General features: G+C 59.5%; 26 protein-coding genes and 1 pseudogene. 13 read left to right on the top strand and 14 right to left on the bottom strand.

Annotation, left to right across the window (positions count from 1 at the left end):
* Positions 1-9: 9 nt before the first annotated feature.
* Positions 10-2,220: a DUF3141 domain-containing protein gene (locus G6P99_RS13505; protein WP_029084591.1), complete on the bottom strand. Its 2,211-nt coding sequence runs from the start codon at positions 2,218-2,220 to the stop codon at positions 10-12.
* A gap of 117 nt (positions 2,221-2,337) precedes the next feature.
* Between G6P99_RS13505 and G6P99_RS13500 the strand changes: the two genes are divergently transcribed.
* Positions 2,338-2,856 carry a GNAT family N-acetyltransferase gene (locus G6P99_RS13500; protein WP_165128478.1) on the top strand — a complete coding sequence of 173 codons (519 nt, stop codon included), beginning with the start codon at positions 2,338-2,340 and terminating at the stop codon, positions 2,854-2,856.
* 457 nt (positions 2,857-3,313) lie between these two features.
* Here G6P99_RS13500 and G6P99_RS13495 read toward each other — a convergent pair whose 3' ends face one another.
* The 3 genes from G6P99_RS13495 to G6P99_RS13490 all read right to left on the bottom strand — a co-directional run bounded on the left by G6P99_RS13495 (position 3,314) and on the right by G6P99_RS13490 (position 6,358).
* A complete protein-coding gene (locus G6P99_RS13495) occupies positions 3,314-4,099 on the bottom strand; it encodes a hypothetical protein (protein ID WP_165128476.1) in 786 nt (261 codons plus the stop codon).
* A 582-nt stretch (positions 4,100-4,681) separates the two neighbouring features.
* Positions 4,682-4,876, bottom strand: coding sequence for a hypothetical protein (locus G6P99_RS47650; protein ID WP_414645591.1), 195 nt, complete (start codon positions 4,874-4,876; stop codon positions 4,682-4,684).
* Between the two features lie 1,287 nt (positions 4,877-6,163).
* Positions 6,164-6,358, bottom strand: coding sequence for a hypothetical protein (locus G6P99_RS13490; RefSeq protein WP_029085153.1), 195 nt, complete (start codon positions 6,356-6,358; stop codon positions 6,164-6,166).
* Positions 6,359-6,524: 166 nt separating this feature from the next.
* Between G6P99_RS13490 and G6P99_RS13485 the strand changes: the two genes are divergently transcribed.
* Genes G6P99_RS13485 through G6P99_RS13475 form a run of 3 tightly spaced genes read left to right on the top strand, consistent with a single transcriptional unit; the run spans position 6,525 to position 7,614 of the window.
* Entirely contained in the window at positions 6,525-6,848 is a 324-nt protein-coding gene (locus G6P99_RS13485; protein WP_165128474.1) for a hypothetical protein, read from the top strand.
* 6 nt (positions 6,849-6,854) lie between these two features.
* Positions 6,855-7,313, top strand: coding sequence for a lysozyme (locus G6P99_RS13480; RefSeq protein WP_165128472.1), 459 nt, complete (start codon positions 6,855-6,857; stop codon positions 7,311-7,313).
* A 46-nt stretch (positions 7,314-7,359) separates the two neighbouring features.
* Positions 7,360-7,614, top strand: a complete 255-nt coding sequence (locus G6P99_RS13475; RefSeq protein ID WP_165128470.1) for a hypothetical protein — start codon at positions 7,360-7,362, stop codon at positions 7,612-7,614.
* A 2-nt stretch (positions 7,615-7,616) separates the two neighbouring features.
* Here the strand turns inward: G6P99_RS13475 and G6P99_RS13470 are convergent, their stop codons facing one another.
* Complete coding sequence (locus G6P99_RS13470; RefSeq protein WP_165128468.1) at positions 7,617-7,775, bottom strand: hypothetical protein; 159 nt, start codon at positions 7,773-7,775, stop codon at positions 7,617-7,619.
* Between the two features lie 358 nt (positions 7,776-8,133).
* Between G6P99_RS13470 and G6P99_RS13465 the strand changes: the two genes are divergently transcribed.
* From G6P99_RS13465 to G6P99_RS13450, 4 genes are all read left to right on the top strand, one after another.
* Positions 8,134-9,153 carry an MBL fold metallo-hydrolase gene (locus G6P99_RS13465; protein ID WP_051346841.1) on the top strand — a complete coding sequence of 340 codons (1,020 nt, stop codon included), beginning with the start codon at positions 8,134-8,136 and terminating at the stop codon, positions 9,151-9,153.
* A 165-nt stretch (positions 9,154-9,318) separates the two neighbouring features.
* Positions 9,319-9,855, top strand: a complete 537-nt coding sequence (locus G6P99_RS13460) for a hypothetical protein (protein ID WP_165128466.1) — start codon at positions 9,319-9,321, stop codon at positions 9,853-9,855.
* 89 nt (positions 9,856-9,944) lie between these two features.
* Positions 9,945-10,382 carry a hypothetical protein gene (locus G6P99_RS13455; protein ID WP_165128464.1) on the top strand — a complete coding sequence of 146 codons (438 nt, stop codon included), beginning with the start codon at positions 9,945-9,947 and terminating at the stop codon, positions 10,380-10,382.
* Positions 10,383-11,415: 1,033 nt separating this feature from the next.
* Positions 11,416-11,634 (top strand): hypothetical protein, encoded by a 219-nt coding sequence (locus G6P99_RS13450; RefSeq protein ID WP_165128462.1) that lies wholly within the window; start codon positions 11,416-11,418, stop codon positions 11,632-11,634.
* Positions 11,635-11,933: 299 nt separating this feature from the next.
* On the opposite strand, the gene G6P99_RS13445 is transcribed toward G6P99_RS13450, so the two are convergent.
* Complete coding sequence (locus tag G6P99_RS13445) at positions 11,934-13,295, bottom strand: HEPN domain-containing protein (RefSeq protein ID WP_165128460.1); 1,362 nt, start codon at positions 13,293-13,295, stop codon at positions 11,934-11,936.
* Positions 13,296-14,081: 786 nt separating this feature from the next.
* Positions 14,082-15,704, bottom strand: coding sequence for a DUF3300 domain-containing protein (locus G6P99_RS13440; RefSeq protein WP_029084963.1), 1,623 nt, complete (start codon positions 15,702-15,704; stop codon positions 14,082-14,084).
* Between the two features lie 634 nt (positions 15,705-16,338).
* On the opposite strand from G6P99_RS13440, the gene G6P99_RS13435 reads away from it, so the two are divergent.
* Positions 16,339-16,599, top strand: coding sequence for a recombinase family protein (locus G6P99_RS13435; protein WP_029084964.1), 261 nt, complete (start codon positions 16,339-16,341; stop codon positions 16,597-16,599).
* A 407-nt stretch (positions 16,600-17,006) separates the two neighbouring features.
* Here the strand turns inward: G6P99_RS13435 and G6P99_RS13430 are convergent, their stop codons facing one another.
* A complete protein-coding gene (locus tag G6P99_RS13430; protein ID WP_051346810.1) occupies positions 17,007-18,026 on the bottom strand; it encodes a tyrosine-type recombinase/integrase in 1,020 nt (339 codons plus the stop codon).
* Positions 18,027-18,165: 139 nt separating this feature from the next.
* Between G6P99_RS13430 and G6P99_RS13425 the strand changes: the two genes are divergently transcribed.
* Entirely contained in the window at positions 18,166-18,429 is a 264-nt protein-coding gene (locus G6P99_RS13425; protein ID WP_165128458.1) for a hypothetical protein, read from the top strand.
* An 82-nt stretch (positions 18,430-18,511) separates the two neighbouring features.
* Here the strand turns inward: G6P99_RS13425 and G6P99_RS13420 are convergent, their stop codons facing one another.
* From G6P99_RS13420 to G6P99_RS13410, 3 genes are read right to left on the bottom strand one after another with little or no spacing between them, the layout of a single operon-like run.
* The gene (locus tag G6P99_RS13420) at positions 18,512-18,793 is read right to left on the bottom strand and encodes a hypothetical protein (protein ID WP_035978352.1); all 282 of its coding nucleotides are present in this window, start codon (positions 18,791-18,793) and stop codon (positions 18,512-18,514) included.
* A 24-nt stretch (positions 18,794-18,817) separates the two neighbouring features.
* Positions 18,818-20,050 (bottom strand): HlyD family secretion protein, encoded by a 1,233-nt coding sequence (locus G6P99_RS13415; RefSeq protein ID WP_165128456.1) that lies wholly within the window; start codon positions 20,048-20,050, stop codon positions 18,818-18,820.
* Positions 20,043-20,486: a hypothetical protein gene (locus G6P99_RS13410; protein WP_205751487.1), complete on the bottom strand. Its 444-nt coding sequence runs from the start codon at positions 20,484-20,486 to the stop codon at positions 20,043-20,045. Before G6P99_RS13410 ends, G6P99_RS13415 begins: the two co-directional genes overlap by 8 nt.
* Before the next feature lie 156 nt (positions 20,487-20,642).
* On the opposite strand from G6P99_RS13410, the pseudogene G6P99_RS13405 reads away from it, so the two are divergent.
* Positions 20,643-20,833: pseudogene (locus G6P99_RS13405) on the top strand (hypothetical protein); the annotation flags it as partial.
* Positions 20,834-21,612: 779 nt separating this feature from the next.
* Here G6P99_RS13405 and G6P99_RS13400 read toward each other — a convergent pair.
* On the bottom strand, positions 21,613-21,906 hold the full coding sequence (locus G6P99_RS13400; RefSeq protein WP_029085249.1) for an HdeA/HdeB family chaperone: 294 nt from the start codon (positions 21,904-21,906) through the stop codon (positions 21,613-21,615).
* A 26-nt stretch (positions 21,907-21,932) separates the two neighbouring features.
* A complete protein-coding gene (locus G6P99_RS13395) occupies positions 21,933-22,376 on the bottom strand; it encodes an HdeA/HdeB family chaperone (protein WP_245284969.1) in 444 nt (147 codons plus the stop codon).
* Positions 22,377-22,513: 137 nt separating this feature from the next.
* Between G6P99_RS13395 and G6P99_RS13390 the strand changes: the two genes are divergently transcribed.
* Positions 22,514-24,202 carry an aspartate:alanine exchanger family transporter gene (locus G6P99_RS13390; protein WP_165128454.1) on the top strand — a complete coding sequence of 563 codons (1,689 nt, stop codon included), beginning with the start codon at positions 22,514-22,516 and terminating at the stop codon, positions 24,200-24,202.
* Positions 24,203-24,432: 230 nt separating this feature from the next.
* Positions 24,433-24,684, top strand: coding sequence for a hypothetical protein (locus G6P99_RS47645; protein ID WP_414645574.1), 252 nt, complete (start codon positions 24,433-24,435; stop codon positions 24,682-24,684).
* Between the two features lie 322 nt (positions 24,685-25,006).
* On the opposite strand, the gene G6P99_RS13380 is transcribed toward G6P99_RS47645, so the two are convergent.
* Positions 25,007-26,158, bottom strand: coding sequence for an AI-2E family transporter (locus G6P99_RS13380; protein WP_084518820.1), 1,152 nt, complete (start codon positions 26,156-26,158; stop codon positions 25,007-25,009).
* Between the last annotated feature and the right edge of the window lie 187 nt (positions 26,159-26,345).

Genomic DNA, 26,345 nt, shown 5'->3' with positions numbered 1-26,345 from the left:
TCTGAGTTGTTATGATGCGCGGGCTTTTGGATCGAAAGGGACGGTGTTGTTGTGCCCGTCGAGCCCGAACAGCCCGGCGACCTGCTTCAACCGCTTGGCCACCTCGCCGGATATCTCCGCGCTTGCCGACAGCACGTCCTGAATGGCGGCAAACGCCTTGCGGCGTTCGTCCATATTTTCCAGTAACAGTTTTGGAATGGCCGCCAGTGCGGCCTCTCGATTAAGCAGCAACATGAAGAACTGCTCGCGGACCAGCATCTTGAACTCCGAGAGCGTCATGCGCGCGGCCTCATCGGCCTGGCGAAGCCGCCGCAGCGCTTCAAGGCTGCGCTCGTCGACCATGCCCCGGGCCGATCCGACATAAAGCAAGGCCCGAATGCCTGCCTCTCGCATACCACCCGAGCCGATCCTGGATGTCAGCTCCGCAGTGCGGGCTTGCAAGAGCTCGCGGCGCTTTGGATCCATCTCGCGGCGTTGTGAGGCTGCCGACTGCGGATCAACCCCGACGGCGGCTTGCAGCGCCGGCGAGCCATAAATGGCAAGGAACATCGCCTCGCTCAGCGCCTCCTGCGAGTCGCGCCACTGATCGAGCGAACTGACGATCTGCTTGGATAGCCGCTCCTGGAACGCCAAGAAGGGATTGTCCTCGGCGACAGGCTTGCGCGTGTCGCGCGCCTTCTCCGCAGCGTTCTCCACCATTTTCATCCATGGGTTTTCGCTGCTAAACGCCTCGTATTGCAGGCGGAGCGGATGCCAATTGCGCATCATCTCCGCCATCTGTGGCGTCACCATCGATTTGACCCATGGCTGCACGAATTTCTGATAAGCGGCGAGATTCATTTCCGAGACACGCTTGGCAGTCTCGAACCGCCGCTCATCTTCAGGCGAATTTCCGCCCATCGCGCGAATGTCGTCGAGCGTGCGGGCCTCGCAGCGCATCACCCACTGCCCAACCGCTAGCTCATCATTGAGCGTGTCGGATCCCCTCGCCTCGAACGTCGCCTCGTAAAGGCCGGGCGGCAGCACGTCGATCAAATCGATGTTGCTTGAGAATTCCGCATGCTCTTTCTTGGCGACGCCGCCGGAAACGAAAATGCCGAGATGACCGACCGTCTCATGCACGGTGTAGACGATGGTCTGCCCGTGCGCCCTGATCTCGTCAACGTCCGCGTAAAGGTCCAGAATCCAATGCAGCGCCTGTTGCGGAGGCGTAATGTTGTCCCCTTTTGAGCAGAACACCACGATCGGCGAATGAATATTGCGCAGATCGACCGCGGCTCCGTTGGACATCTTGACACGGCCGCCAGCTAGATTGTTGCCGATGAAGAGCTCATCGACGATGAACTGGATCTCCTCGGCATTGAGGTTGACGTGCCCGCCCCACCAGCGCTCGAATTCGAGATAGCGATCGGCCTCGGTGTCGACTTTGGAGAAGACGTTGTACTGCTTTGACCACAACGTGTTCGAGGGATTCTGGTTCTCGAAGTTCTGCACCAGCCAGGCACCGTCGAACTTGCCTGCGCCGAGGTCACTGGAAAGTGCGGTTAACCAGCTTCCGCCGAGCAGTCCGCCGGAATAGCGCATCGGATATTTGCCGTGCACGCCAGCCCAATAAGCGAGCGGCGCTCCCGCCACGATCACCGGACCGAACAGTTCCGGCCGTAGCGAGGCAAGGATCATGATTGCCCAGCCGGCCTGGCAGTTGCCGATCACGCATGGTTTGCCATCAGCCTCGGGATGCCGCTCGATGACCTTTTCGATGAAGATGGCTTCAGCGCGCGCAATGCGCTCGATGGTCTGTCCCGGCATTGGCTCGGGCAGGAAGCCGATGAAATAGCAGGGATGCCCTGCCTTCATCGCGACGCCAATCTCACTGTCGGCCTTGAAGCCGCCGATCCCCGGTCCATGACCCGCACGCGGGTCGACAACAACGAACGGCCGGCGCTTGAGGTCGATTTCCACATCCTTGGGCGGGATAATGCGCACCAGCGCATAGTTAACAGGCTGGTCCAGCTTGCGGCCGTCCAGGATCAGCTCGGCTGCATAGCTCAAGACGTGCGGTGCCGTCTGGGCAACGTGCTCACGATACTGGTCACCGCGCTGGCGCAGGATGTCCAGAAGCAGCACGCTGCGCTGTCCGGCATCCACCATATATTCGACGGCTTTGGCGACGACCCCCGACATGGGCCCGCCCGGGAGTTGCGGATTGTCCAGCGACATCATTTCAGTCCTTCCGCTAGCTATCCAATCGAAAGCGTGTTGCGCGCTCGGAATGTTGATTTAGGTCAAGCCACGAGCACGGCCCTGCGCCCTTTTTGGCGCCGGGAGGACGGGTCCATGCCGGTGCCTGAGAATTACGCAGTGAGCGAATGTCTGCGCGATGGCCGAAGGGTCAAAATCCGCTCGTTACGGCCTGACGACGAAGACGACATGCTGGCTGCAATCAGCCGCACCGGCAGCCAATCACTTCAACGCCGCTTCTTCGTTCCCAAGCGCAGCTTTTCGGAGAAGGAAGTTGCTTTCTTCATGAACATCGATTTCGCCAAACACGTCGCCTTGGTTGCGCTTGCCGACGAGGACGGACGCGAGGTGATCATCGGCGGTGGTCGCTATGTCGTCGCGGCGTCGGGAGTAGCCGAGATCGCCTTCGTGGTGATCGACGACTACCAGGGACAGGGCGTCGCCACCTTGCTCATGCACCACCTCATCATTCTGGCGCGCACGACCGGGCTCAAGCAAATCGTCGCCGAAGTCCTGCCGGAGAACGCGGCGATGCGAAAGATTTTCAGCAAATTCGGCTTTCACAAGCGGGGTGGAGGAGATCCGCGGATCATTTGCCTGGTACTGCCCCTCTAAGGCCGTGGCACCCCGCCCAAGCCTGCACGCCACCGATTACCAGTCGCCCAACGCCTAGTTACCCCGAAGGAAACTCACTATGAGCAAAGCAAATACAGACGAACGGTCCAAGAGCAGCATCCCTAACGTCCGTCGAGCCGAAACGCGCGACGCAACTGAAAAAAATTTGTTCTGCCCAGCATCGAAATTTGGCACTGCGCAAACGTCGACCTGGCTGATTGGCTCCACAAAAACGGCACCTGGCAAGCCGTTCCTAAGAAACCGCGGATCTAGCGTTTCCGCGGGGTGGCGCGCGCGGCAGCCGGGGACAGTTGAGGGGGGCATCCGCGAAGTAATTGGCAGGACCCTCCGAGCGCTGGCGGTGCCGCCAGTGCTGACGAAAGTCGATGTCCCCGCGCGCACGACCTATTGCCATGCCTTCGGGCAATGGTCAGCGACCGAACGGCGTGACGTGGCGCTAAGGTGCATTTTGGTTGCTCGGTTCGGCCTCCAAGGTTTGGACTGCCTGCCGCATCGGCTCAGGTGAGATACGGACCACGCCTCCAAGGCCTTGCTCCAATTCGAGGAACATTGCGACAGCACCGGCCACCGCAAGCGCGCACAAAGTCAAGGTGATCGCTGAGGTGAAGTTACGCGGCGCAAAAAGACCGAAACTGGCGAACAGCAACGCAAGCCAAAAGACGAGGAGCGCGACGAACGCTTTCGGCGTTCCCTGCCCAATCTGCTGGGCGAGAAGCCATCGGGTCTCCCCGATCTTGGCCGCAAGGGTCATCGCCTGAGCCAGCCACCATTGATCGCGGGGATTAGCGGGTTTCAAGGCGAGGAGCATGTCCTCCAGCCGCTGCAGCAGTTCGTAGGTTGACGGATTGTTGAGACGCACATCGGCGCGATCGTCCGGAAACAGGTCAACCGTCTTGTGCTCGGCATACTGTAGGAGCATGTTGCGCGCCGGTTCCGCATCGGCCCCGTATCGGCGCAGTATGCGGTCCAGCCGGAGGATTTCCGCCGACAGCGCCGTCACTTGCCCGCCGAGCCGAGTGAACGATGTGTTGGCGTTAGAGATAAGCAGCCCAAGCACCAGCGCCGAAACGGTGGCCACCACTGCCGTCGATACGGACACAAGGTTTTTTGTCTCGTCCGTCAGGTGATGCTTTGGCAACCGCTCTCTGACCTCCGCGCCAGCGAACGCCCCGGCGAGGATAGCGGCAAAGGCGATAAGCCCAATAACTACGGTATTGTTCATCTTGGGTTCCCTCCGCAGACGAGCTGGTTTGGGAATGACCCGGAAGGCCTCGATCAAAGGTCGCCGCCGGATTGGTATCGTCGAGCGATTTAACTGAGCAAAGTTGGTTTCACCGTGGCGATCTTTTGCCGTATCCGGTTGACGGACGCCCTATCTGGGTGACCGGCTCGTGAGAGCCGCGATTGGCGGCCTTCACCTAACCTGCGGGTTGGGACTGCCAGCGCGGGCGGCGTGGGTCAACTCGCCTTACGCGGCCCCAGAGTGGCCCCGCTGCAAGGGCCCATAGCTCGGCGCGATTGTTGGATCGTAACCCGGTAGGCAACCGACTTACTCCCATCAAAAAAACTCAAGCGACGTATCGCACACAGGACTCGTCCGCACCACAGTTCCAACCGCCGGAAACCAGCTCCGCAGCGCGGACAGGTCGCGTCCGTCTTACGCATATGCTTCACCCAAAGCCAAACCAGTCAATGACGGCTTATTGGCCAAACTCCTAGAGCTATTCTAGCCTCTCCTACACACGGCAGGCAGGGAATATGTCCTTTGACCCGATGGCCGCTGCGGTTGATGGTGGTGTCCTAATTAGGACACTCGCGAAGGGAGATTAGGACACTTCATCTGACGGGGCCACGGCCCCAGATTAATGGCCGCTTCGATGATCTCTGCATGCGAGCAGATATTTAGCTTTCTGAGCAAGCGAAGGCGTTGGGTCGCAACTTGCGCTTCAGTCCCGCCGATCTGGCGAGCGATGCCAGCATCGGACCGCCCCAGAGCCATGCGCCTGAGGATTTGTTTTTCACGCTCCGTGGGCGGCACTGCCGACGTCTTCATAGCGCGAACATAGCGATCGCAGCGATGACGATCGGCCTCAACCCCAGCGCTATAATCCAGAGTGGGAAAAGTATGCCAGTGCTCATGACGCAATCCCGCGAAGGACTTAAAATCTACATCTGGAATTCGGCAATGCTAGTGCAATCTGATGCCAAGGGCGACCGTTCTCAACTGAGGCGGCCCCTTATAGAGAATGGCCCCAGCAAGGGCCTGTGTAGGGGCAGGCGGTTGCTGGGGCCATCTACCAGCCCGTTTGGTGCGGGCGGGCTAGGTAGTCACATGAACAAAACAAATGCAGCAAGGGCGAGCGGGCAAATTCCCAGCACGACAATGCCGATGTAAAAGAAAATCTCTGGCATAAGAGCAAGCCTCTGGTGCTTGCTAAATCAGCACACGGCTCGGCTCTCGTCTGAGTAAAATTGCTCACTTTTCCTCTCTTGCAGGGGAGCGCCCCACTACATCATAAGGATGACAATTAGGATCAGCACGGAAAGTGCAATTGTGGCGCAACCGGCTATCGTTATCGCGTCCCATTTCATGCTGTGGGCGTTGCCGTTCCGCTCGTTGATTTGGATCAAGACCGAATTGCGTCCTATTGAAATTTATGTGCCTAGAACAGTGAATAGGCTTCTCGATGTGAGCGATGGCGATTTTATTTCGCTGTGTATGTCGATGGCTTGCCGTCCGTAGAGATCAGCCCGCGTGACACTGCAAAAAAAAAGCCATGGGCGCGGCAAGTGTGTCCGAGATTGCACTTTTTCGTCGGCTTCCGGGCGTATTGCGGGTGTGGGATATCATCATCACCGCCCTGCCTTCGGCTTTTATCGGTGACTGAGAGTGTTGCGCTCCCGCCTGACCTGGGGAGTGCATCACATGCCGGAATGTCATTCCCCTCGCATGATCGAGCGATCTCGCTGCCCCAAGTGCGACATTCGCATGATGCTGGTCTATGTCGAGCGCAGCTTTGCTGGTCCCGATTTGCGCACGCTTGTATGCCCTAAGTGCGAACTGGCCTACAAGGCGCTGGCAGACCAATGAAAGAACCAAGCGGGCTGGCTCATCCGCCCTTTCACGAGCCGCCGGTCGTCAACGATCAGGCCAACAGCCGCGCCACCACCCTGCTTGATTTTTGGGTCCCTTGGGGCATGTCATAAAACGCGGGGTCCGACCGCGCCACCGGGCTTATCGAGGATATTAGGTACGAGAAAATCCGTGGTTACAGGGGGCGAATGTCTATCGACCACCAAGCCAATACCGGATCACACGACCGCCAAGCCAAATGATGACGCCCCACGCACTGATCAACAATCCTAAGGGATCGTAGTTCGGCCGAGCGAAGAAGAGCCAGACGACGATCCCACCAGCGATCGCGATCACGGCGATCCATGAGGCAATCCAGTACAACAGGTTTCCAAGATGCGATGCCATCAGCGGATACCTTGGGTCGCTCCAGATTTTTTCCGGGAAGGACCTCAGAATGGAGCTGCTCGACGTGCCGATGACGTACCCCCAAACTAAGTTACTGTGAAGGCCGCGAGATAATGCCGGGACCGCGGTACCGGACTTACTGAGGATATCTGGTGCGAGAAAATCCGTGGTTGCAGTAAGTGAAGTTATCGCGGCGGGTGTGCAGAACGTAACCACCGTGACGCTAGCTGACTACGACATTGAGCAGCAGAACTATTCCAGCAACTTCATGCCGAACACCTATAGCAACATTAGGTTTCGCCCGCAGAATATCGACCGCTGGCGGCGCGGGATGTACCAAATCCCCGGCATCGAAAACCCCGATGCTACCATTGATTACTATGTGCCTCCCGGTGTGACCAACAATGCGGCGTGGGTCGAGGGTATTGCCACGAACTACCATGTTCTGTCGCAGGCCGATTGGCTAACTAAGTTCTACGCCGCCCAATAAGGTAAAATGAACATCTCTACCAAGGGGCTCATTGAAATAATGAGCCTCGAAGGCGTTTGCCTTTCTCCCTACCTTGACAGTGTTGGCGTTTGGACGATTGGCGTAGGCATCACTAAGTACGATGGCAAAGACCCCCAGACCATGGGGGCCATCACCTTCGATCAAGCATTAGCTATGTTCAAGGACCGCATCAAAGCCTACGAGGCTCCGGTGCAGGCGCTGCGCCTCAACCTCTCTCAGACGCAGTTCGATGCCCTCGTGTCCTTCTGTTTCAACGTGGGCCCAGGTAACCTAGCTAAGCTATGCCACGGGCGAACCCTCGAGCAGATCGGTGACGCCTTCAGCCTCTACCATCAGCCCCCGGAAATCACTGAGCGCCGCAACAAAGAGCAGAAGCTCTTCAAGACCGGCGCGTACTCGTCCAACGGCAAGGTCCTCGTCTTCCCTGAATCTCAGCGCAGCTAACTCGGCTGCTGGCCAAGGCACCAACACGGCCGCCGCTGGCTCCAATGTGTACGGTGGCGCCCTGAATAACACGGGCACCGCGAACAACATCAATCAGGGCAACTACACCAACAGCGTAGGTAACGCATACGCGGCGTTGCAGCCCTACATGCAATTGTTCGGCGGCACCAACTGGGGCACGACGACTAGCACGAACGGCAACTCCGCAACGGCTGGTACCGGCACCTCTACGACGCAGAACAACCCCGGCCTGCTCAGCAACATCAGCAGCGGCATCGGCCTGCTCGGCTCGTTCCTCTAAGGTCACAAATGGCTATCGCAGCACTTCGATATAATAATCCCTTTGACGTATCCCTGCCGATAGCCGGATGGAACGGCGGTGGAAACACCGTTGGCATCCAAGGTCAACCCGGCTTCGGTGCGTTCCCCGACATGGCGACCGGCTATCAGGCTGGCGTCCAACGCTTGCACTCCTACCTCACGGGCCAGTCCTACAGGGGCGCTGGTCTCACTCGATGTCCGCTATGCGCCGATAGCGACGAACTTCCGCAGCGCAGCGAAATGACGCGATGGGCCAAAACCAGAAAACATAACGGCTTAAATGTCGAGTAGCCAAGGCACATCGGCACGGCACCTACCATCGCTTGGCGGGTCATTTGTGATATGATGTGGGTCATCAGACGCTGTTAGGCCCGCAAGGGTCGCACCGAATTCATCTCCACGTGTCAGGCGAAGTACACGTCTTCACCATTCTGCTACAGGGCGCAGGCCGTGCATTTGACCGGTCCATTCATTGCGATCACGGGGAAGGAGCCTACCGATGATATTTCCGGCGCAGCAGTCCATTCTGGCACTTTTCGCAGCTACTTTCGCGTTGATCTATACGATCCCTGGCAGTGCGACCGCTGAGGAAAAGCCTACCATCTTTAACGAAATTGTCGTGACACTGCTTGGCACGGGTGGCCCCGAACCAACGGCCTTGCGTTTCGGGCCGGCCACACTCGTTCAAGTCGGCGGACAAAATCTACTATTCGATGCGGGTCGAGGAGTGACGGCACGCCTCTATCAGTTGGGTATTTCATCAGGTAAAGGCATCGATGCAGTCTTTCTGACCCACTATCATTCGGATCATGTTGCTGGCCTGCCTGACCTATGGATGACAGGATACATGTTCGGGCCGTTTGGATCGCGTGCCAAACCCATGAGGCTGTGGGGTCCATCCAACGGCTCAGCCTCGCCAAGCGGTGTGGCAAAGATTGCCAAGGGCCTTGCGGAGACATTTTCGGATGACATGAGCATCCGTCAAGCTGACGAACACATCTCAGCGGCTGCCATGCAGATTGAGGTCCACGACTTCCAAGCGGACGGCGTGGTGTTTGACGAGGGCGGCGTGAAGGTCACGGCGTTTGCGGTCAATCATGGCGACCTGATCAAGCCATCGGTGGGCTATCGGATCGACTATGCCACCCGATCTATAACGATTTCAGGTGACACCAAATTTGACGAAAACCTGATTAAGCACGCAACGGGAACCGATCTGTTGATCCACGAAGTCTTTGCGCTTTCGGCACAACTGGCAAAGTTGCCGCAATTGAAGCCGGTCGCAGACCATCATACATCGCCTGAGGAAGCCGGCATCGTATTTTCGCGAACAAAGCCCAAGCTCGCCGTCTTTTCGCACGTCATCCTGCTTGAAACAAAGGTGACTGAGCTTGTGACCAGAACACAGAGCACTTACGCGGGCCCGTTGGAGGTCGGAGAAGACCTCTTGCGCCTAACAGTGGGAGAACGCGTGGTTGCAACGAAATGGAGTTCAGAACTTCGAAGGCATCCAGATTAGCCCATGTCCGCTTCGGGTCATTCGCGACCCGGTTGAACCAGCGGCAGTCCGGCCATGTCCACTATGCCGCCGAAAGCGGAAGTGAGCTATCCTGTCCATGCGCAACATGAATGAACACGATGGCCTGTAGGACGACGACTCTCGGCTTTCAAGGTAGGTGAGACGATGGGTGCTCATGCCAATGCTATCCAAACCTACATTCGAGCAAAGGACGAAAATCGACCGCATCTTCTGGCCGGTGCTTTTGCTCATGACGCCAGCTTACAAATGAAAGTTGAAACGGAGAACATCTCCTTTCCACCAGCGTCAAAAGGCATTGAAGCAATTACGCGAGTCCTAGTTAGAGATTTTGGGCGAGCATACGAGAACATCTACACTTTCTGTTTGGATAACTATCCCCGCGACGGGGAGGCTGAGTTCCGGTGTCGATGGTTGGTTGGCATGTCCGACAAAGAGACTAAATCGATCAGGGTCGGCTGCGGACATTACGACTGGCAATTCGGGAGCAGTGAATTGATCCAAAACCTGACAATAACGATCAAAACGATGCTCATCCTATCGTCGGACCATCATCGACAAGTCATGAACTGGTTGTCTCATTTGCCTTACCCTTGGTGTCCTGCGGAAGCCGCAGCAGCGGCAATGCCGCCCCTCTCGGAGCTAAGCGAAATCCATCAATTCCTGATGCAAAACTGCGCGTAAACAAGCCAGATTGGGGCTGCGGTAATGATTGCCCTTCACGCTGACGCTCCAAGGAAGTACTCGACCGCGACGCAACAGGAACGACGTTGATGACCGAGACCGTCCCCATTGATCGCCCGCCCGTCGCCAAGGCGGCTGTCTCTCGACGGCGATCAGCCAAGCCCGCGACCGTCAGCGCGTCTGCACCGGCGCAGCATCTCGATTGCTCCCGGACCTACATCGGCAAGCTCGAAGCCGAAGGCGTGATCCAGCGGCAAGCTGACGGCTTCCCGCTTGACCAGAGCCGCCTTGCCTACCTACGATACCTGCGGCGCGAGTGGCAGCAATCGCCGCGCGCGGAGGCTGATGCCGCACACGTCGCAGTAAAGACCGAGATGCTGCAGATGCGGCTGATGGAGAAGCGGCGCGACCTTGTGCGCCGGTCTGATGTCGATGCGCTAATCGACGGTTGCTGGTGTAACCCTGACTGCACTATCGAGCCTGCCTGCGCCGTGCGCACCGCGTGGCGATCTTGCGGCCCGGCGTAGCATCGAGCGGGTCGTGTTCGAGGTGCGCACCGAGTTAGGCAAGGTCTGCCTTGAGATGGCCGATAAGTGCGGCGATCCGTTGGACGACGACGCATGCTGATCGACGAGCCGTTCCTATTTCAGTGATAAGGACAGCCCCGTAGAGCACGCGGCAAGCACAATAGGCTGCGGTGGAGCGCGACTGAGTTATTCGCCCGTCGGTGGGCAGGGTGTCCGCGTTGACCCAGCAATGTTTTGCTGCGGCTTCCTTTCTGATTGGCGGAGCCGGTCGATTTGCGTGCTCTGGCTCGCCGGTAACTCTCGATCTATTTCTAACAAGGCCTGTAGTGCTTCGCCAATCTCTAGGACGATTGCGCGACTATGTGTGTGGTCAATGTCAATGGAGTTTCGCATGACGGCATCCTCCCTGCGCAAAACCCCATTGGTGCCCGACATCAAGGTCGAGCGGCCACTCCAGTTCTGTCGTGCATCAAACGGAGACCGTCGCCTTTGGCTATCGAGCGCGAGCGCTTGTGTCATTGAACAGCGGGTCCAATAGGACCTTTAGCTATCTCCGCGAGATGCGCCATCGTTGGACGGCGGGCGACGGTCTCGTAGGTCAAATCATTTGTGACGACATCCGTTCCCGGAAAATTAACGGACGTTCAGATTTCTTTGGGAAATCGGGAACTCCCAAGGAACCACGGCGCGTGCCAAAGATGTTCTTCAGGATGTCCGCCCCTAGCTAAGCGTGCTTTGGTGGTTGAAGCCCCCAGTGACGAGGCCACTGACGCGCTCGGGGCCTCCATCCGAAGCCGTTGTGCTTCGTTACCCCCTTCGTTGGGCCCGGCACGCCATCCACCGCAAGCTGTAGCGGCTTGCCGTTCCCGGGATGTCCGGCGCATCCTGGCACCATGGGCACCAAGTGTCGCAGATGGCACAATCCCGAAACTTTCGGGATTTCAACCTGCCCGGCAGCGGTCTCCTCAAACTCGTGCGCTACGAGAACGACATCTCAATCCATTCACGGAGGAGTTAAGGGAGATCAAAAGCCATGATCAAAACCATTTCGATTGCATTCGCTTTTCTTTTGCTCTGCCCGGCAGCTCATGCCGGTGATTGGCCTCAGGTCGGCGACAAGTTTCGCCGCACCGACGGCACGGTGATGACCGTCGCCAAGATCAAGACCCGCGATGATGTCGATCAAAGCAGAGTGTGCCTGCGTCAAGCACCCGCCGGGGCATGCGTCTGGTCAAAGGGTTGGCGATCTTAAGGGCGACTGGGTCACCTACGGTGGCGAGCCGCAGTTAACGAGGTAACGCGAAACATGAAACGCCTAATCGTCATCACGACGGCACTTGGATGAGGCCAAGGCGTTGCAACGCCCGCTGTCGGATGACGCACGCCGGATCGTCATGCGCGGGGCCGACAAAGAGGATCGTGCGGCGGCAGCATAACCACGACGACCCTCGCGGGGGATGTCTCCTTGTCGAGACCGATGCCGTCCCAGATCGCGCACAGTCGCGATCTGATACATCTTGCGCTGGAAAGCGCCGAACGCATTGCTGCTATTCAGCGTGAATGGTCTGCTCTGCAAAGATCGCGATACGTCGGATCGTTCTGGATGAGCCTTCTGACTTCTGCTTGGCTAAATCCTATCGCTCGCAGTATCGCTATCTCAAGGAGCAGCAATACTTTTGACGTCAGATACCAGAATTTTGCTGTTGCGATGTAGGCTTTGATTTTCTTCTCTTTTCGCTTCCCCTCGTAATGGGTCAAATAGTTGCGTATGTCCCTTATCAGAGCGACATCTTTCTCGTTGTCTCTGAATAGCTTGCTCAACAGCTCCTTGTCGCAGGCAAATACGTCCCGCAGCCTATCGGTTAGAGAGATTTCATTTAGATATTCGAGTTTCCGTGCAAGGTCAGGCTTTGCCTTCCAGCGCGCAGGGATTGCTTCAACGAGTTTGGGCTGCAAAGCCGAGAACTGCCTTTTCGTGACGAGTGTCCGCGCCGGGCGAGTTCTTCGATGAAGCGCTTCTAGGGCCTGCACGTAGGTGAGGATCGCGAATTCATGGTATCTTTGAGGTTGCGATAGTAGCGCGACGCGAAGGGAAATGACCGGCTCCAGCTTGTCGTGCTGTGCAAACCAAGATCGAAGCACCTTCTCATAGACCTCGCGCCTCTTCGGTCTCGTAAAGAGCGGATGAGGCGTCTTGGCTTCAACAATCTTGTTCTCTGACCATGTCGCTACCATCGTAACGGGACCGCCTCCTGTACCCCGCTCAAGAGTACAAACGCGGCATACCATTGGGCTTCGTAAGGCTAGTGACATGAGGCGACAGATTTTTGTGATCCACCTGTCCACGGAAAACACTGATTGAGGTTCGCTGAAAACAACGCGAACACCATGTCGCTCCGTCAAGCTCAATTCCGAGACCGAGCGATTTCCGTACTGAATGCCCGTGCCAACCTGAAAAGTCGCACCGCCAACTTGGACCTCCTTGGTCTTCTTACTCCTATACGTGACTTTCACTTCCCTTTTGGCGTCCTTGTAGGTTATGCCACGAAGGCCCGTCCAGCGTATCACCTCCGGCGTCGTAAACGACAAACCTGAGGCGAACGTCGCTTCCGGACCGTCGATACGCGCGCCCACTACGACGATGTTGACCGCGATACGTGCCTTCATGTCAGCGGATAGGAAGGGCACCCAAGTAGTGAAGCAGTCAAACAGCGTGATGTCTTTGCCTTCTGCGCTGCCGTGCATTTGGAATTTTTGTCGGGCATCAAGTGCCGTCAATACGGAGTGATCGCCCTCGACGCTCAACGTGGCTGAACCGTTCTCGTCAATATCGAGGGAGCCCGAGAGTTTTGAAGCCGGGTTGTCCGTTGCCCAGAAGACCCCTGAGAGAGTTGCGCCAAGCAGTGTATCCATAACGCCCCTCGTCCATCTGGCCTGCGTGGCAGGTCTTACCCGACGACACCTTCAGGTGGCACACTAACGTCGTCACGGCCTCAACGATACTTCCAAGTCACGATCTGGGTGGGGCGCTTCAGTTGAAACGACGGCTGGCGAAGCTGCTCGGTAAATCGAACCACGTCATCTGGCTCAGCGAGCATCTGACGGGCGACTGTTCGACCGTGTTCAGTTACGTCTGCCAGATGGGGCTGGAGGCATCGTCTCGAAGCGGACGGATGCACCGTATCGCAGCGGGCGGTCGAGGACGTGGGTCAAGGTCATGAACCCGAATCACGGGATCGTCCGGTGAACTGCGCGACTGCATGCATCCGGCGTCCTCGATGTGCTGACTCTTAGCTAATGATGCTGAAGTTGGCTGCAGCAGGGTGCCCCCGTCGCTCCGTTGAGCCAGACCGCGGTATCTCCATCAACCTGCACAACGAAGTGAGCGCCGTTCTGGTAGGAGTGCGACAGCACGTCGGCGAAGGACGTGAGGCCCGAGCCGCTAAACTGCACGACATCGAGACCGGGCGTCCAGTCCTGAATAACCTGAACACCGGCACGTCATTCACAACGAACGTGTCGTTGCCGACGCCGGTGCCGGGACCACCGCCGTTGCCGCCGAAGTAATAGTTCACGCCAGTACCACCGTCGAAGTAGTCGTTGCCATCGCCACCGATCAGAACGTCGACGCCGTCTAGGGCTTCCCACGGTGGCGCTCAACGAGACGAACAAGCTTGCGGATAGCAGGCGCCGCGTGCGTCATCTCCCGGGTGTGCTAGTCTTCGGCAACAGACCTCCGGAGGCGGCCCAATCATCATACGGTCGGAACTTGAGGCCGAGCCGCTCATAATAGACGCGCAGATAGCCGTCGCTGCCGCGAGTGACTGCATCGGGTCTCACCACTTGCACTTCCTGCGCGATCACGCCGGCGTAGGTCTTATCGCTGCCGTTGTAGGCGAAGCGGTAGTAGCCGAGACCGTTGTCGAGCCGACCGAGGAGCACTACGTCGTGCTTGAGGTAGATGTCCGACCTGCGCCCGCCACCACGGCCTCCGCCGCCACCTCGAAATCCTCCACCGCCGCCGCCACGAAATCCGCCACCACCGCCGCCACGAAATCCGCCACCACCGCCACCGCGAAATCCTCCGCCGCCCCGGAATGCTGCGGCACGATGTCCGCCGCCTGCGAACCGCGCTCCGCCGCCGCGCCCACCCGCAGGTCTGACATGGGCGGCTCTGGAGGCCCCGCGGTGCGCTGCGCGACCGCCCGACCTTGCGTTTCTGGCCGCCGTCGAGCGGTTGCTCGCTTGGCGATTGCCGGCCGTTCTGGCGGCGCCTGCCTGTCGGTTTCCCCGACCTCGGTCGGCGCGTTGAGCGCGGTCAGCCACATTAGCCCGGTTGGCGCCGGTCCCCAATCGCTTCGCGGCGGCCGCGCCGGCTGCGCCGGCCGCGATCCCAGCGCCGGCCCCTCGGTTGGCGTTGCCAAACCTCTGTTGGAGGTTCGCATTGTTGTAGCGTGCACCCTGTCGATGCCTTACGTCGTGCTGCCAGTGCTCGACACGAGCGCCGCGATTGATGGCGATTGCCCCGCCGCCCCAGTTGACCCGGCTGCCGCCCCACCATCCGCCGCCGCCCCAGTAGCCGCCGCCGGTGGCCCACCGCCCCAGTGCGTAGGCTGCGCCGAAGGCCACGCCGGCCGCGATGATGCCGGTGCCGATGTAGCCAGGATAGCCCCAATAGTATGGATAAGCAGGATAGTCGGAGTAAGGCCAATCGCCAAAAACCACCTGCGGTTCGTAGTAGGGAACGTAGATGCTGTCGGTCGATGCGGGTTCAATGTAGATGAATTGTCGGTTCTGCTCCTGATTTAACGTGACCTTCTGTTCTGTTGTCGTGACCAGCTTCTTCCTGTCGTACGCCTTCGAGCGCAACCGTTGCACGGCGTCCATCACGTCTTGCTGCTGCGCCAAGAACGCCTCGCCGAGCTTTTGTGTCCATTCGAGATGCTCGTTCATCATTTGGAGAACAGACGGTGTCGCGACCAGTGCCTTGACGCTCGCGTCCCAGTCCTGTTTCTCGGCGGCAGCTTTGAGGGCATCCCCCTTGAGGTCCTTGTTCTGGTTCATCCAGCGATCTGCGCGCACCACCTCGAGCGGATAGGTCGATGCCATCAGCACGTTCGACAATAGTGTATCCGGATACAACGCAATCGGCGCGACTAGCGCATCAAGTTCGGCCGGTTTGAGCGCCGACTGCTCTGGGACAGGCGATGGGGTACCGCTTGGGGCTTGAGACGTCTGATCGTTTGTTTGCGCCAGCGATGGAGTACTTGTGCACAGCAATGCTAGGAAGGCCATACAACACACTGTTCCAATGATACGCATATGGTTGCTCCCTCCATGAGAGCGCTGTCGGCAGGCCGACTCCTCGCAAAGAGAACATCTGGGGTCCGCAGCGCTCGTCCTTGACTTAGATCAAACCACCCACTTGCAGCCCGCGGTTCTTCCTCCATTTTAACAAGCATGCTTTCTTTTATTGTTTTCCCTCCCCTCCCCTCAGGCCAGAGAATTCGTTCAACGGGCATGTTGCTTGACGTGCGTGAACAACGAGCCTCTGCGAGGGGACGACCTTGCTTATCGCTATCGTCGATAAATCGAACTTCCCTGCATGAAACGGATTCCGAATTGCGCAATTGATCCAGTAGATTCAAGCGGCGTTTACTATCATGAGAGGATATTCTATGCGGCCGGCCGTTTCCTACATTCGCGTTTCAAACCCAAAGCAGGATCGCAGCGGCCTAAGCCTAGAGGCACAGCAAGCTGCAATTTGAGCCTTCTGCGCGCAACACGGCTACAGCATCGAAGCCGAGTACCGCGAGGTGGGGACCGGCAAGGGCGCGGACGCCCTGGAGCGTCTCCCTGAGCTCGCAGAGGCCGTGAAATTTGCCCGCAGAGCTGGCAAAGACGGTTAGCCAAACTGGACCGGCTCGGCCGCGATGTCCATTTTATCAGCGGATCAATGGTGCAGCGCATTCCATTCATCTTTGGGCCCAACGTCGACGCGTTCATGCTGCACATTCACGCTGCAGTCGCGGAGAAGGAACGCGAGCTGATTGCTCAGCGAAACAGGGAAGCCCTCGCGGCTGCCAAGGCGCGCGGACAGAGGCTCGGCAACGCTGAAATTGGAGAGGCCCGCAAGGCAGAGGCAGACCTGCAGCGTCGGAGCGCGGCGCACCCTGCACGACCGCAGGGGTCGCACGCATGGTCGAGCGGGCGGTAAGCTCGGATTCAAGGCGCCGCCCCACATGACCGACATGCCTGCGGTTCGCGCTGGCCTCCACGGGGCACGATACGCGCGCCCTGCAAGCATATCTCGGGTACAAGAAGATCCAGCACACGGTGCGCTACACCGAGCTGACCAGTGCGACAACGGAAACAATTGCAGCGTGCTCGATACCTGAGAGATTATGCCCAGCTACCAAATCCTCAAGTTTCATTGCGGCAGGTTCCGCGCCCGGCTGAAGACTGGCTTTGAAGTGCGCTTGTCGGCCGCCAGATGCGAATGATGGAAAAGATGCTATTTGACACAAAGGAATAAGGATCTCATGGCTCCTACGCACATGAGCCAGCCCTCCACAGCATGAGGGCAATATCTCTGAAGGGAAGATTCGGGAAAGGATCGCCAGTTCATTTTCCCGCTCCAGTCTTCTCAATAGGTTGCGATTGATTTTGGCTCACCGGGTCAGAAGGTGAGCCAATGCCTGTTCCTGAAATGAGCTTTGCTCCATCCCGCGCCATACGCTTCCGGTTTGCCGATCGCGTGTAGACCTGCGCCTGCGAGATCGACGTCCAGCCAAACCACGCCATTAGCTGATGGTCTGTAAAGCCCCGCTCAGCCAAGTACGTCGCGGCGGCCTTCCGGAGACCGTGCGACGTGCAACGCTCGGGCAGTCCCGCCTCACGGCAGAGATCGCGAAAGTAGTTTCCAAAGCCGGCAGCTGTGAAAGGCTTACCCTGCGCCGTGACCAAGAAAGTTAGATGATTGCTCGCTGGCATCGCATCGATCGCGGCCTGTAGGCGTGGCATGACTTCCACGTTGAACGGAACGCCAGTCTTTTGGCGCCCCATCGTCATCATGCCACCGCGGATATGCTGGCGGCCCATCCGGACGACGTCACAGCGAGACTGACCGGCCTGCAGAAGCAGTTCATAGGCCAACCGCGCTCTCGTGCCGATCGCGTGGCGCTTCTCGAACTGCTCGCACTCGCTCGTCTCCCACGGATGGTGACCGCCGGTCCGCGGCATCTTGGCGAGCTTCACCTCGGCGAGCGGATTCTTCCGGATCATCTTCAAAGTGAGGCAATGCTCGACCCATCCGCGGAGCGCCTTTAGCCAGTTGCGCTGCGCCGCCGGCGTTTTCCGATTGAGGATCTTCTGGATCGCCACGGAATGCATGCCTGCGACCTGAAAGGTTCCACACTCCTCGCGAAAGCGCTCGAGAATTGCGCGTCGGCTCGATCGCGTACCGTCGCCGAGAACTTTCCAGTCCGCACTCGAGTAATAGCTGACGATCGCGGCATTCACCGTGCCAGGCTTCAACCGGTCGGCGCCGATCTCGGTCGGCTGCTGGCCAGTCTTGGCCGCGCGCCGCGGTCCGGATCTCTGCAACTGAGCTAAAGCAAGAACACTTCGGTCGATAGGAAGCACGCTTGCTTGCACCCTTGATCTAGATCATGGCGGACCCGGGACCTTCGCCACCACATCGCGTTGGTGACGGCTTGCCGCTTCCTTCCCTGCGAAAATGCGCGGGCCATCGCGATCCTCGCATTGCAACAGGAGCCGGCTGATGTGGGTGCTGATGTACGTGTTCTCCTATTCGGTCAGCCCAGCCGCTACGATCGACAAGGCGGAATGGAGGCTGCTCCCAACCGTGGTGTTCCAGGAGTTCACGAGCGAGGAGCGATGCAAGGCGGCCAAGGCCACACTTGAAGGCAGCCTGAAGGAGGCGGGAGCCAAGCTCAGAAGCGGCCTGGAGGACCTGAAGAGCGTCGGCAAGGCCGACCCGGCGCAGATCATCATTGCCTACAATGTGGAATGCCTTCCGAAATAACGCTCCCCGACGGGCGAAATCATCCACTATTGCCGAGCTTTGGCGGCGAAGCCGGCTATGCAGCTCGCTTCTCGGCCCGTCCCTACTCGTCCTCGTCCTCGGGTTCGTCGTCATGCTCGATCGCATCTCGCATCCCGCGCATGACGGCGAACGATACGAAGGCCATCCTCCTCTTCTGATCGTCGCTCAACGTCTTGTAGAGTGGCTCCCAGGCATCCGCCCTGCCCTTGCGGGCGAACACCTTGCCGCATTGGTCCGCGCTCGTGGCCCAGGCGCCGGCGAGATCGAACGCGTACGCGCAATCCGGCAATCCGAACATCATACCCGCTAGGACGATTGCGCGAAGCTTGCCGTCCGGTTTCATCTGCCGTCTCCCTGTTCGCGCCCGTCAGTGACCACTCAACACCAGCGTCTGGATCGGCAGCAGCAGCGCCTGGATCCGAAGCAGCAATGCATGAACGAGTGCGGTCGCGTCGACGACGTGCAGGGCAAACCCCTTCAACGCGCCGGTTTTCGGATCGGCGATCACGTCATGGTTGCTGGTGTAGGCATTGACGATGCAACTGCTGCCCGGTGTCACGCCGTCAAGGCCGCCCTTGTAGAGCGGCTCAAGGAACACGAGGATCGAGCCGGGCTTTTGCAGGCTCTGCGGGTCGATCAACAGCTCGGTAGCCCGAAACTGGCCGGCGGCGATGAAATCCTGCACGCTGGTGACGACCAGCGGAATGATCACCCAGGGTTTCGACATGCATGTGGCTTCCGCGACCATGCCGGGCTTCATGACCTGGGCCTCGATCTGCCCGAACCCCGCCTGCAAGCTGTTCCGGCCGGCTTCGTCGGGTATCAGGATTCCGGCCGGCCGCATGATCTGGGCCACAAGATCCCCGGGGCGAACGAGGAATTGCTCGACACGGCCATCGACGCCGGCACGGATGAAAGTCTTGTCGAGATCCACTTGGGCCTGCGCCTGCGCGGCCTCGGCACTTGCCTTCTCGGCCGGCAGAAGCGTAGTGACGCGCAACGTCGCCGATTGCTTGACAGCGCTAGCGGCATCGACGCCGGACTGCCGCTGATCAACCAGCACCTGCAGCTTCTCGATGTCGCGTTGCGGCACAATGCCGGGATTGCGGCGTTGCAATTCGCTCTTCACATCCAGCTCGTCCTTGGCTTGCTGCAAGGAGGCTTTCGCCTCCCCGATCTGAGCGTCCGCTTTGACCACATCGGCCTGCGCCGAGATCAGGGACGCATCCACCTCGGCGATCTTTCGCCTGGCGGTCTCGAGCGCAGCCTCCTGCCTCGAACTATCGAGCCGGAACAGCACGTCCCCCTTCTTCACCGGCGCGGTGAAGCCGACATTGACCTCGGCGACGCGGCCGGAGCCCTCGGGCAGGATCGGCACGGTCCTGAAGTAGATCGCCGCGGAGGTTGTCGAGGGATGAAAATAGAAGATCATCGTGATCAGCGAGATCGTGAGCATCAGGCAGCCGGTGATACCCCACCTCAGTTCGTACCAGACGGAGAAGAACGTGATCTCCTTGCCGAACCGCTTGCCTTGCCGATAGCGGCGGTAGAGGTAATCCGGCAGGATCGTCACCAGCGAGCAGATCATCAGCTCAAGCATGGTTGTGCACCTCTTGCTTCGCGGACGTCCGGACGTCGGGACTGCCGCCAGATACGGATTCGGCTTCCGGTTCGGCAGCGGGCGCGCCCGGCTTGGCGTCGGCTATGCGCTCGACGGAATCGGCAATGCTGCGCATCGGTGTGCCGAAATCCGGCAGGTCGATGAGTGCCAGCAGCAGGCCGGCGACCCAGAAGATATGCATGTGGGTGAAAAGCGATATCAGGCCGAGGACGGCGACGATCTCGAACTGCAGCTTCTGGCTCTTGTGCGCCATGCGCTCCGGCAGGCTGTGCAGTTTCCAGTAGAGGGTGCCAACCCAGAAGACTGTAGCTACGAGGAAAATGCCCATCACCACCATCAGGGTGTCCGACCCGTCGGCGCCTGGAATGAAGAACGGCAGATGATGGGGGGCTGCCGGAAGCATCTGTTCGCTCAAATTTCATCTCCCTTCCGGGCGCTGGCGCTTTCGCAGCCGTGCCTCGCACCGTGCCTTCCTGACGCGCGCCTTGCTTGATTTGGATCAAAGAAGACGGCCAGCTCGCTCCTACCGTTCTCGGGCAAGGCTCAAGATTGATCCCAGGAGTCCCCAGCCATGCGAGACAAAATTGACGACCTGATCCCGAAGGCGCACGAGATCCAGAAGCAGGCGGCGCTCCAGGAAGCGGAGAAGGCCGAGGAACATGCCAAGCGTGCGGCTGTTGTGGAGGCCGAGAGCACGCCTTGATCGAGCGGTTGAGCAAGCCGTCCGGTCTCAGCGAGGACGAGAAGGTCAAGCTGGCCTCGGGACCATTCGCGGTCCGCTGGCGGAAAGCGCCCTGCGCCCGCGAGGCCGCGTGGAGCAGAGATACGCCTGGAGGCGAGTATTTGACGCCCGAGGTGCCAAGTCGGCTCTACGCGGCCTCCTAGCCATTATGAATGCCTCGGAGCCAGTGGATGTCGTTGCGCTTAACTGAACCGGTCGAAACTCGCCGGCGCCCTTCGTGTGGCGGTGGACAGTATCATCGCCCCTAAGCTGCCCGTCGTAGACCCTCTTGCCAGGTGATTGTGTAAACCGGCTGTTCAGCCACGGAACACCGTGCAATCTGGAATGCAGGCGTCCAAGGAACCGCGAACGGCAGGCACGGTTCGATGAAGCCGGAGGGATGCCGCCGGCTGGACCATGTTGCTGTCTTCGCCTTGTTGATTGCGACACCAGCGCCAGCGATGACCCCGCCGATGGTCTATCAGACGGACGCCATGATCACCCGGATCGCTGCTGCCTGCGGCGCGGGTAGGACACGCGTTAACGGAGTGTGCGTCGAGAGAACGACGGTGCGCCGGGGTCGCCGAGCCATCCGCAGATGTGCGACCGGAATGACCCGTTAACACCGCGCTGGTGATTTGAGCCCGGCAAAAAGTATTGCTGACGGATCCGCGGAGATGCGCGCCGCCGGGCTTCATACTGCATGTGACTATGTCGACCCGGTCAACCGCGAAGATCCGCCCTTAAGCTGGCAACTTCGGCTCAACCCCATCGTGTGTCAGCCTCCGAAAGAGATTGCCGGCAGGCCCGGACGCTAAGTCTAGTGCCAGTTCTTCTGCATTGCATTCATGACGGTATCCGACCTGTGCGTCTTGCAGTAGCTGCCTACAACCTTCGCGTTCCGCTTAACGTAGCGGATGTCGAGTTCGCTGAGATTCTTTGTCGCGCTGAAATAGCCGCCCATCCACGAACTTATCAGGGCCTGTCGCTCGGCATCTGAATCAAGGAGCTGCTTGCAGGTGAGCACCGAAAGGTCCATCACGACCTGGGCGTGGGCTGGCATAATATTCGTCAGGATCAGCACACAGAAGCTGGAAATGATGGTCCGTTTCATAAGGCCTTCAGTGTCGCCTGTGGTCGCTATTGAGCTGTTGCGCGTTGAAGACCGGCCATCACGGTTTGCGTCGGGTTTAAAGCGCACCACGACTTCACATTCGCGACGTTTCGAGCATAGGCATTCAAGTCAACGAACACGTAACCGGTTTTCTGATTGAACCAACCGCTCATCCACGCAGAAAAGACCGCCGAGTCTTCGGCTGAAAGCGCTAGATAGTCGGCACATGTCACACGGGCCATATCGATCTTAACTTGCGCATGGGCTGCGCATGGCCAGGTCGCGCCCGCGAGGATCAGATAGAGCACGGATTTCCGCATAATCAACTCCGTCACCGATGAGGCGCATTCAGGAAGGAGAATCGGCTGCCAGTATTGATTCAGATCAATCTGCGAAACGCGGCGGCGGGTTTGATCTAGATCAAGCTCTTTCTTTTGTGCCGCGCTGCAGAAGGAGCCTGTGGCAAGCACCGAAGCACCGAGACGTGCCCCTCTTATCGACGATGGCCTTGAGGCCGCAGGCTCTCACCGTGCGAGGATTGATCTGAATCAAGCGTCGCCGGGTTTCACTGACCAGATTCCGCGCAAATGGCTGGAGGGCATGCGCCATGGGTACCGTCAGGTGGATGATCACCACCGCTCCGGAAATCTTCCTGCTGCTTTCGATCGCCATCGGCACGGTGCTGGGCCGAGTCAAGATTCGTGGTTTCTCGATCGGAACGACAGCCTGCATACTGGTGGTGGCCGTTCTCATTGGTCAGCTCGGGACCTTTACATTCCCGTCGGTGCTGCGCGTGCTTCTGTTCAGCCTGTTTGTGTTCACGATCGGCTACCGGTCCGGCCCCGAATTCTTCGCCTCCTTGAGCATCCGCACCCTGGCGCAGGTCGTCATGGCGCTCGTGCTCGGCAGCACAGGCCTCATCCTCGTTTTGATATTTGCATTCACGTTCAAGCTCGATCCGGGCACGGCCTCGGGACTTGCCGCCGGTGGGCTGACGCAATCTTCCATCATCGGCACGGCGTCCGGAGCGCTCGCGCAGGTCGGCCTGTCCAGTGATGCTTTGAAGCAGCAGGAAGCAAACATCGCAGCCGGATACGCCGTCACCTATGTCCTCGGCTATATTCTCACGCTCCTGTACGTGCCGTTTGTCGCACCGAAACTGATGCGGATCGATTTGAAGGCGGAGGCGGCGAAGCTAGAGGCGGAGCTTTCCGGCGGCAACCCGCCACAGAGTGAAAATCTCCACTATCGCAAATTCCAGGCGCGCGCGTACCGGGTATTGGCCGCCGCGGGACGCACGGTCAAGGACGTCGAAGAGGAAATTGGCAGCCGCACTGTCGTCGAGCGAATCGTGCGGCAGGGAGCCGATATCGAGCCGCGCCTCGACACCATTCTCGAACCCGGCGACGACATCGTCGTCGCCGGGCGAACCGCTGCCCTCGTCGCGGCAAAACCGGTCATCGGCAACGAAATCGATGCCGACGAAATCCTGAAGGCAATCCCGGGCAACGTGATCGACGTCCTCGTCGACAGCCGCCATCTCCATGGCCGATCGATCAAGGAGATCGCTGAACGCGTCGGCAACGACGCCCGCGGCGTCTATCTCCGCACGCTGACCAGGATGGGCCGCGAGGTCCCGTTGGGCCCGGACACCCGCGTCTATGTCGGGGACGTCATGACGCTCGTCGGCAGCACTCGCAACATCGAGCGCGCCGCCACGAAGGTCGGGCAGATCCTGCGCTCCGGCGACCGCGCCGACATCGCGTTTCTCGCAACCGGCATCGCCGCGGGCCTCCTCGCGGGTCTCGTCAGCTTCAGGGTCGGCGGCATCCCGCTGACCTTGGGCGGCGGCGGCGGCGCGCTAATCGCTGGCCTCGTCTGCGGCTGGCTGCGGTCGCGCCGGCCGACCATCGGAGCGTTACCACGCGCGGCACAGCAGACACTGAGCGATCTCGGGCTCGGTGGCTTCATCGCAGCAGTCGGCCTCGGCAACGGAGCCGCGGCCTGGGCTGCGATACAGGCGCACGGGGCCTTGCTGGTGGGCATGGGCCTGGTCGTCACGCTGGTGCCGCTGATCGTCGCGACGCTGTTTGCGCGCTATGTGTTGCACATGAATCCGGTCATCACCTGTGGGGCGCTGGCTGGCGCCATGACCGTCGATGCTGCGGTGACCGGAGCCTGCGAAGTCGCCGAGAGTCAGACCCCAGTACTCGGCGTCGCAGTGCCCTACGCCATCGGCAATGTCGTCCTGACTGTACTCGGCCCGATCATCGTGGCGCTCACTTATACCGGCTGACGGCGGCGACGATGCGTAGGCAGTTGGCCGCAATCTTCCGACCGCTCTTGACGGCTTTGGGCTCCTTGCCGCCTTCGGCTTGCCGGCCATCGCCGAGGACAATGTCCGTACCTAGGAGGAGATCTGCGCGCTGCCGCTGCTACTCCCGATGTTCGCCCCGTCGGCGGCTACGGCCCCTTCCCGCTCGCGATCATGAACCATGGCGTCTCGCTCAAGCCGGCGGCTACTTCGTGGTGGCGCCGGTCGGCAGCGGATATGGTGCAGCCGCCATCGACATTCCCGAGCACGGTCTCTACGGGCCGTTCTTCTCCATGGTCGGAAACTGTACCAATCCGAACTTCCACGACGCCGGACGTTCGGTGGCGCAGGTCGATCTCTGGATCATCGACTACATGGTAGCCGAGAAACGCGTTCTCCGGAAGGACGACGTCGTCGTCGGACAGTCCGCCGCGGCTGGGCTTCCATCGCGCTGTCGAGTGTGAACCCGCCGCAGGTCAGGGCGATCATCACCTTTGCAGCAGGTCGCGGTGGTCGCGTCGACCATGGCGTAGGCAAGCGCCAAGACCAGGACCTCGACCGTGTGTGCGACCACAAAATGACGGCTGTCGTGACCATCACAGCCATCAGGTGCGATCGAGGCAGTGCCGTGTGCTACAATCCGGCGGTGCAGGCGATGCCGATTGCCACGATAGTCACGAGCGCGTGAATCACGATGTTGATCACGCTGATGACGGTGCCAAGCAGGAACTGGACTGCCATCGCGTGCTCCCATCGCGGACTCGGCCATGCTCTTGGTTTGGTGGGTCAGCGATTGTTATCCAGCGAAGGGGCTGAAGAGCCGCCTTGATGCAGATCAAGAGAGCGCGGCGGCCCATAGCCAACATCTCCCCGCTGCGGAGCGCGTTCGGTACGGATCCAGGCAACCGTCAGTTCCCAAGCCACCGACAGAATGATCGGTCCGATGAAGAGGCCAATGATGCCGTGGACGAGGGTTCCCCCGATCACCCCGATCAGGATGACGAGTGCGGGCGTGGTAAGGCCTCGCCCCATGACGAGCGGCTTTAGGATGTTGTCGAGCACTGATACGATCACGAGAAACACCGTCAGCAGAAGCGCGATCGGGAATTCCTTGTCGGTCCAGATCCAGATAATGACCGGCAGGATGACGATCGTTCCGCCGATCTGCACGATCGACAGTAATAGCACCACGAACGCCAGCAGTCCCGCGCTGGCGATACCGGCCAGCTTGAACCCGATGCCGGCGAGCAAGGATTGAAGGATCGCGACGCCGATCACACCCTGGGCGACCGCACGGATGGTGGTACCCGCGAGGTCCAGAAAGTGCTCGCTCTGGTCCGGCACGATCCGTGACAGAAAGTCACGACCCGCGGCCACGAGCTGCGGGCCATATGGAAACAGGACGCCAGCCACGACCACGGACAGCAAGAACTTCACGGTCCCCACACCGGCATTGCCGGCAAATCCAAGCAAGGTCGTCGCGAGGGGCTTGAGATAGGGCACCACTTCGCGCAGAAGCGAACGCAGATTGGTCGAGGCCTGATCCCAGAGATCGAAGAGCCGAGGCCCGACGAGTGGCCAATCCTTGATCGATTGAGGTGGCGAAGGAACCAACATCTCGCCCGCCGTCATTTGACCGGCAAGATCCCTGATCCCGTCGACTGCGCCCATGCCGAGCCACGTCGCGGGCCCGATGACAACGGCAAGACTGATAAGGGTTAGGATCGCTGCCGCAAGTTTCGGCCGGCCGCCGAGGATTTTGGCGAGGCGCTGAAACACCGGATTAAGCGCAACGGCGAGCACGACACTCCAGGCCAGGATTGGCACGAACGGACGGATCAGGAGCACTGTCCAGGCGATCAGGACCGCGAGCAAACCCAGCCGGATCACAAGCTGGATGATCTCGTCTCCGGAGATGATCTGACGGAGTGTTCTCACGGACGCGCCTTCAGCCTTGGCCACGCATGTTGCGGGTGAGGGAGCCTAGTCCCCCTCTCGCGCGGAGGGCTTGATCCAGATCAATCGAACACGACCGAGCGCAAGTGCGCCAACCTGCTGACTGACGACTGATCCACTCGCCTTCTTGCAGCCACCGGCATGGCCTTCGGATGGATCGGCTCGACGG

This window comes from Bradyrhizobium sp. 6(2017), assembly GCF_011058295.2.
Classification (GTDB): domain Bacteria; phylum Pseudomonadota; class Alphaproteobacteria; order Rhizobiales; family Xanthobacteraceae; genus Bradyrhizobium; species Bradyrhizobium septentrionale.
The sequence above is the reverse complement of the archived record's forward strand: the minus strand, read 5'-3'. Positions and strand labels throughout refer to the sequence as shown.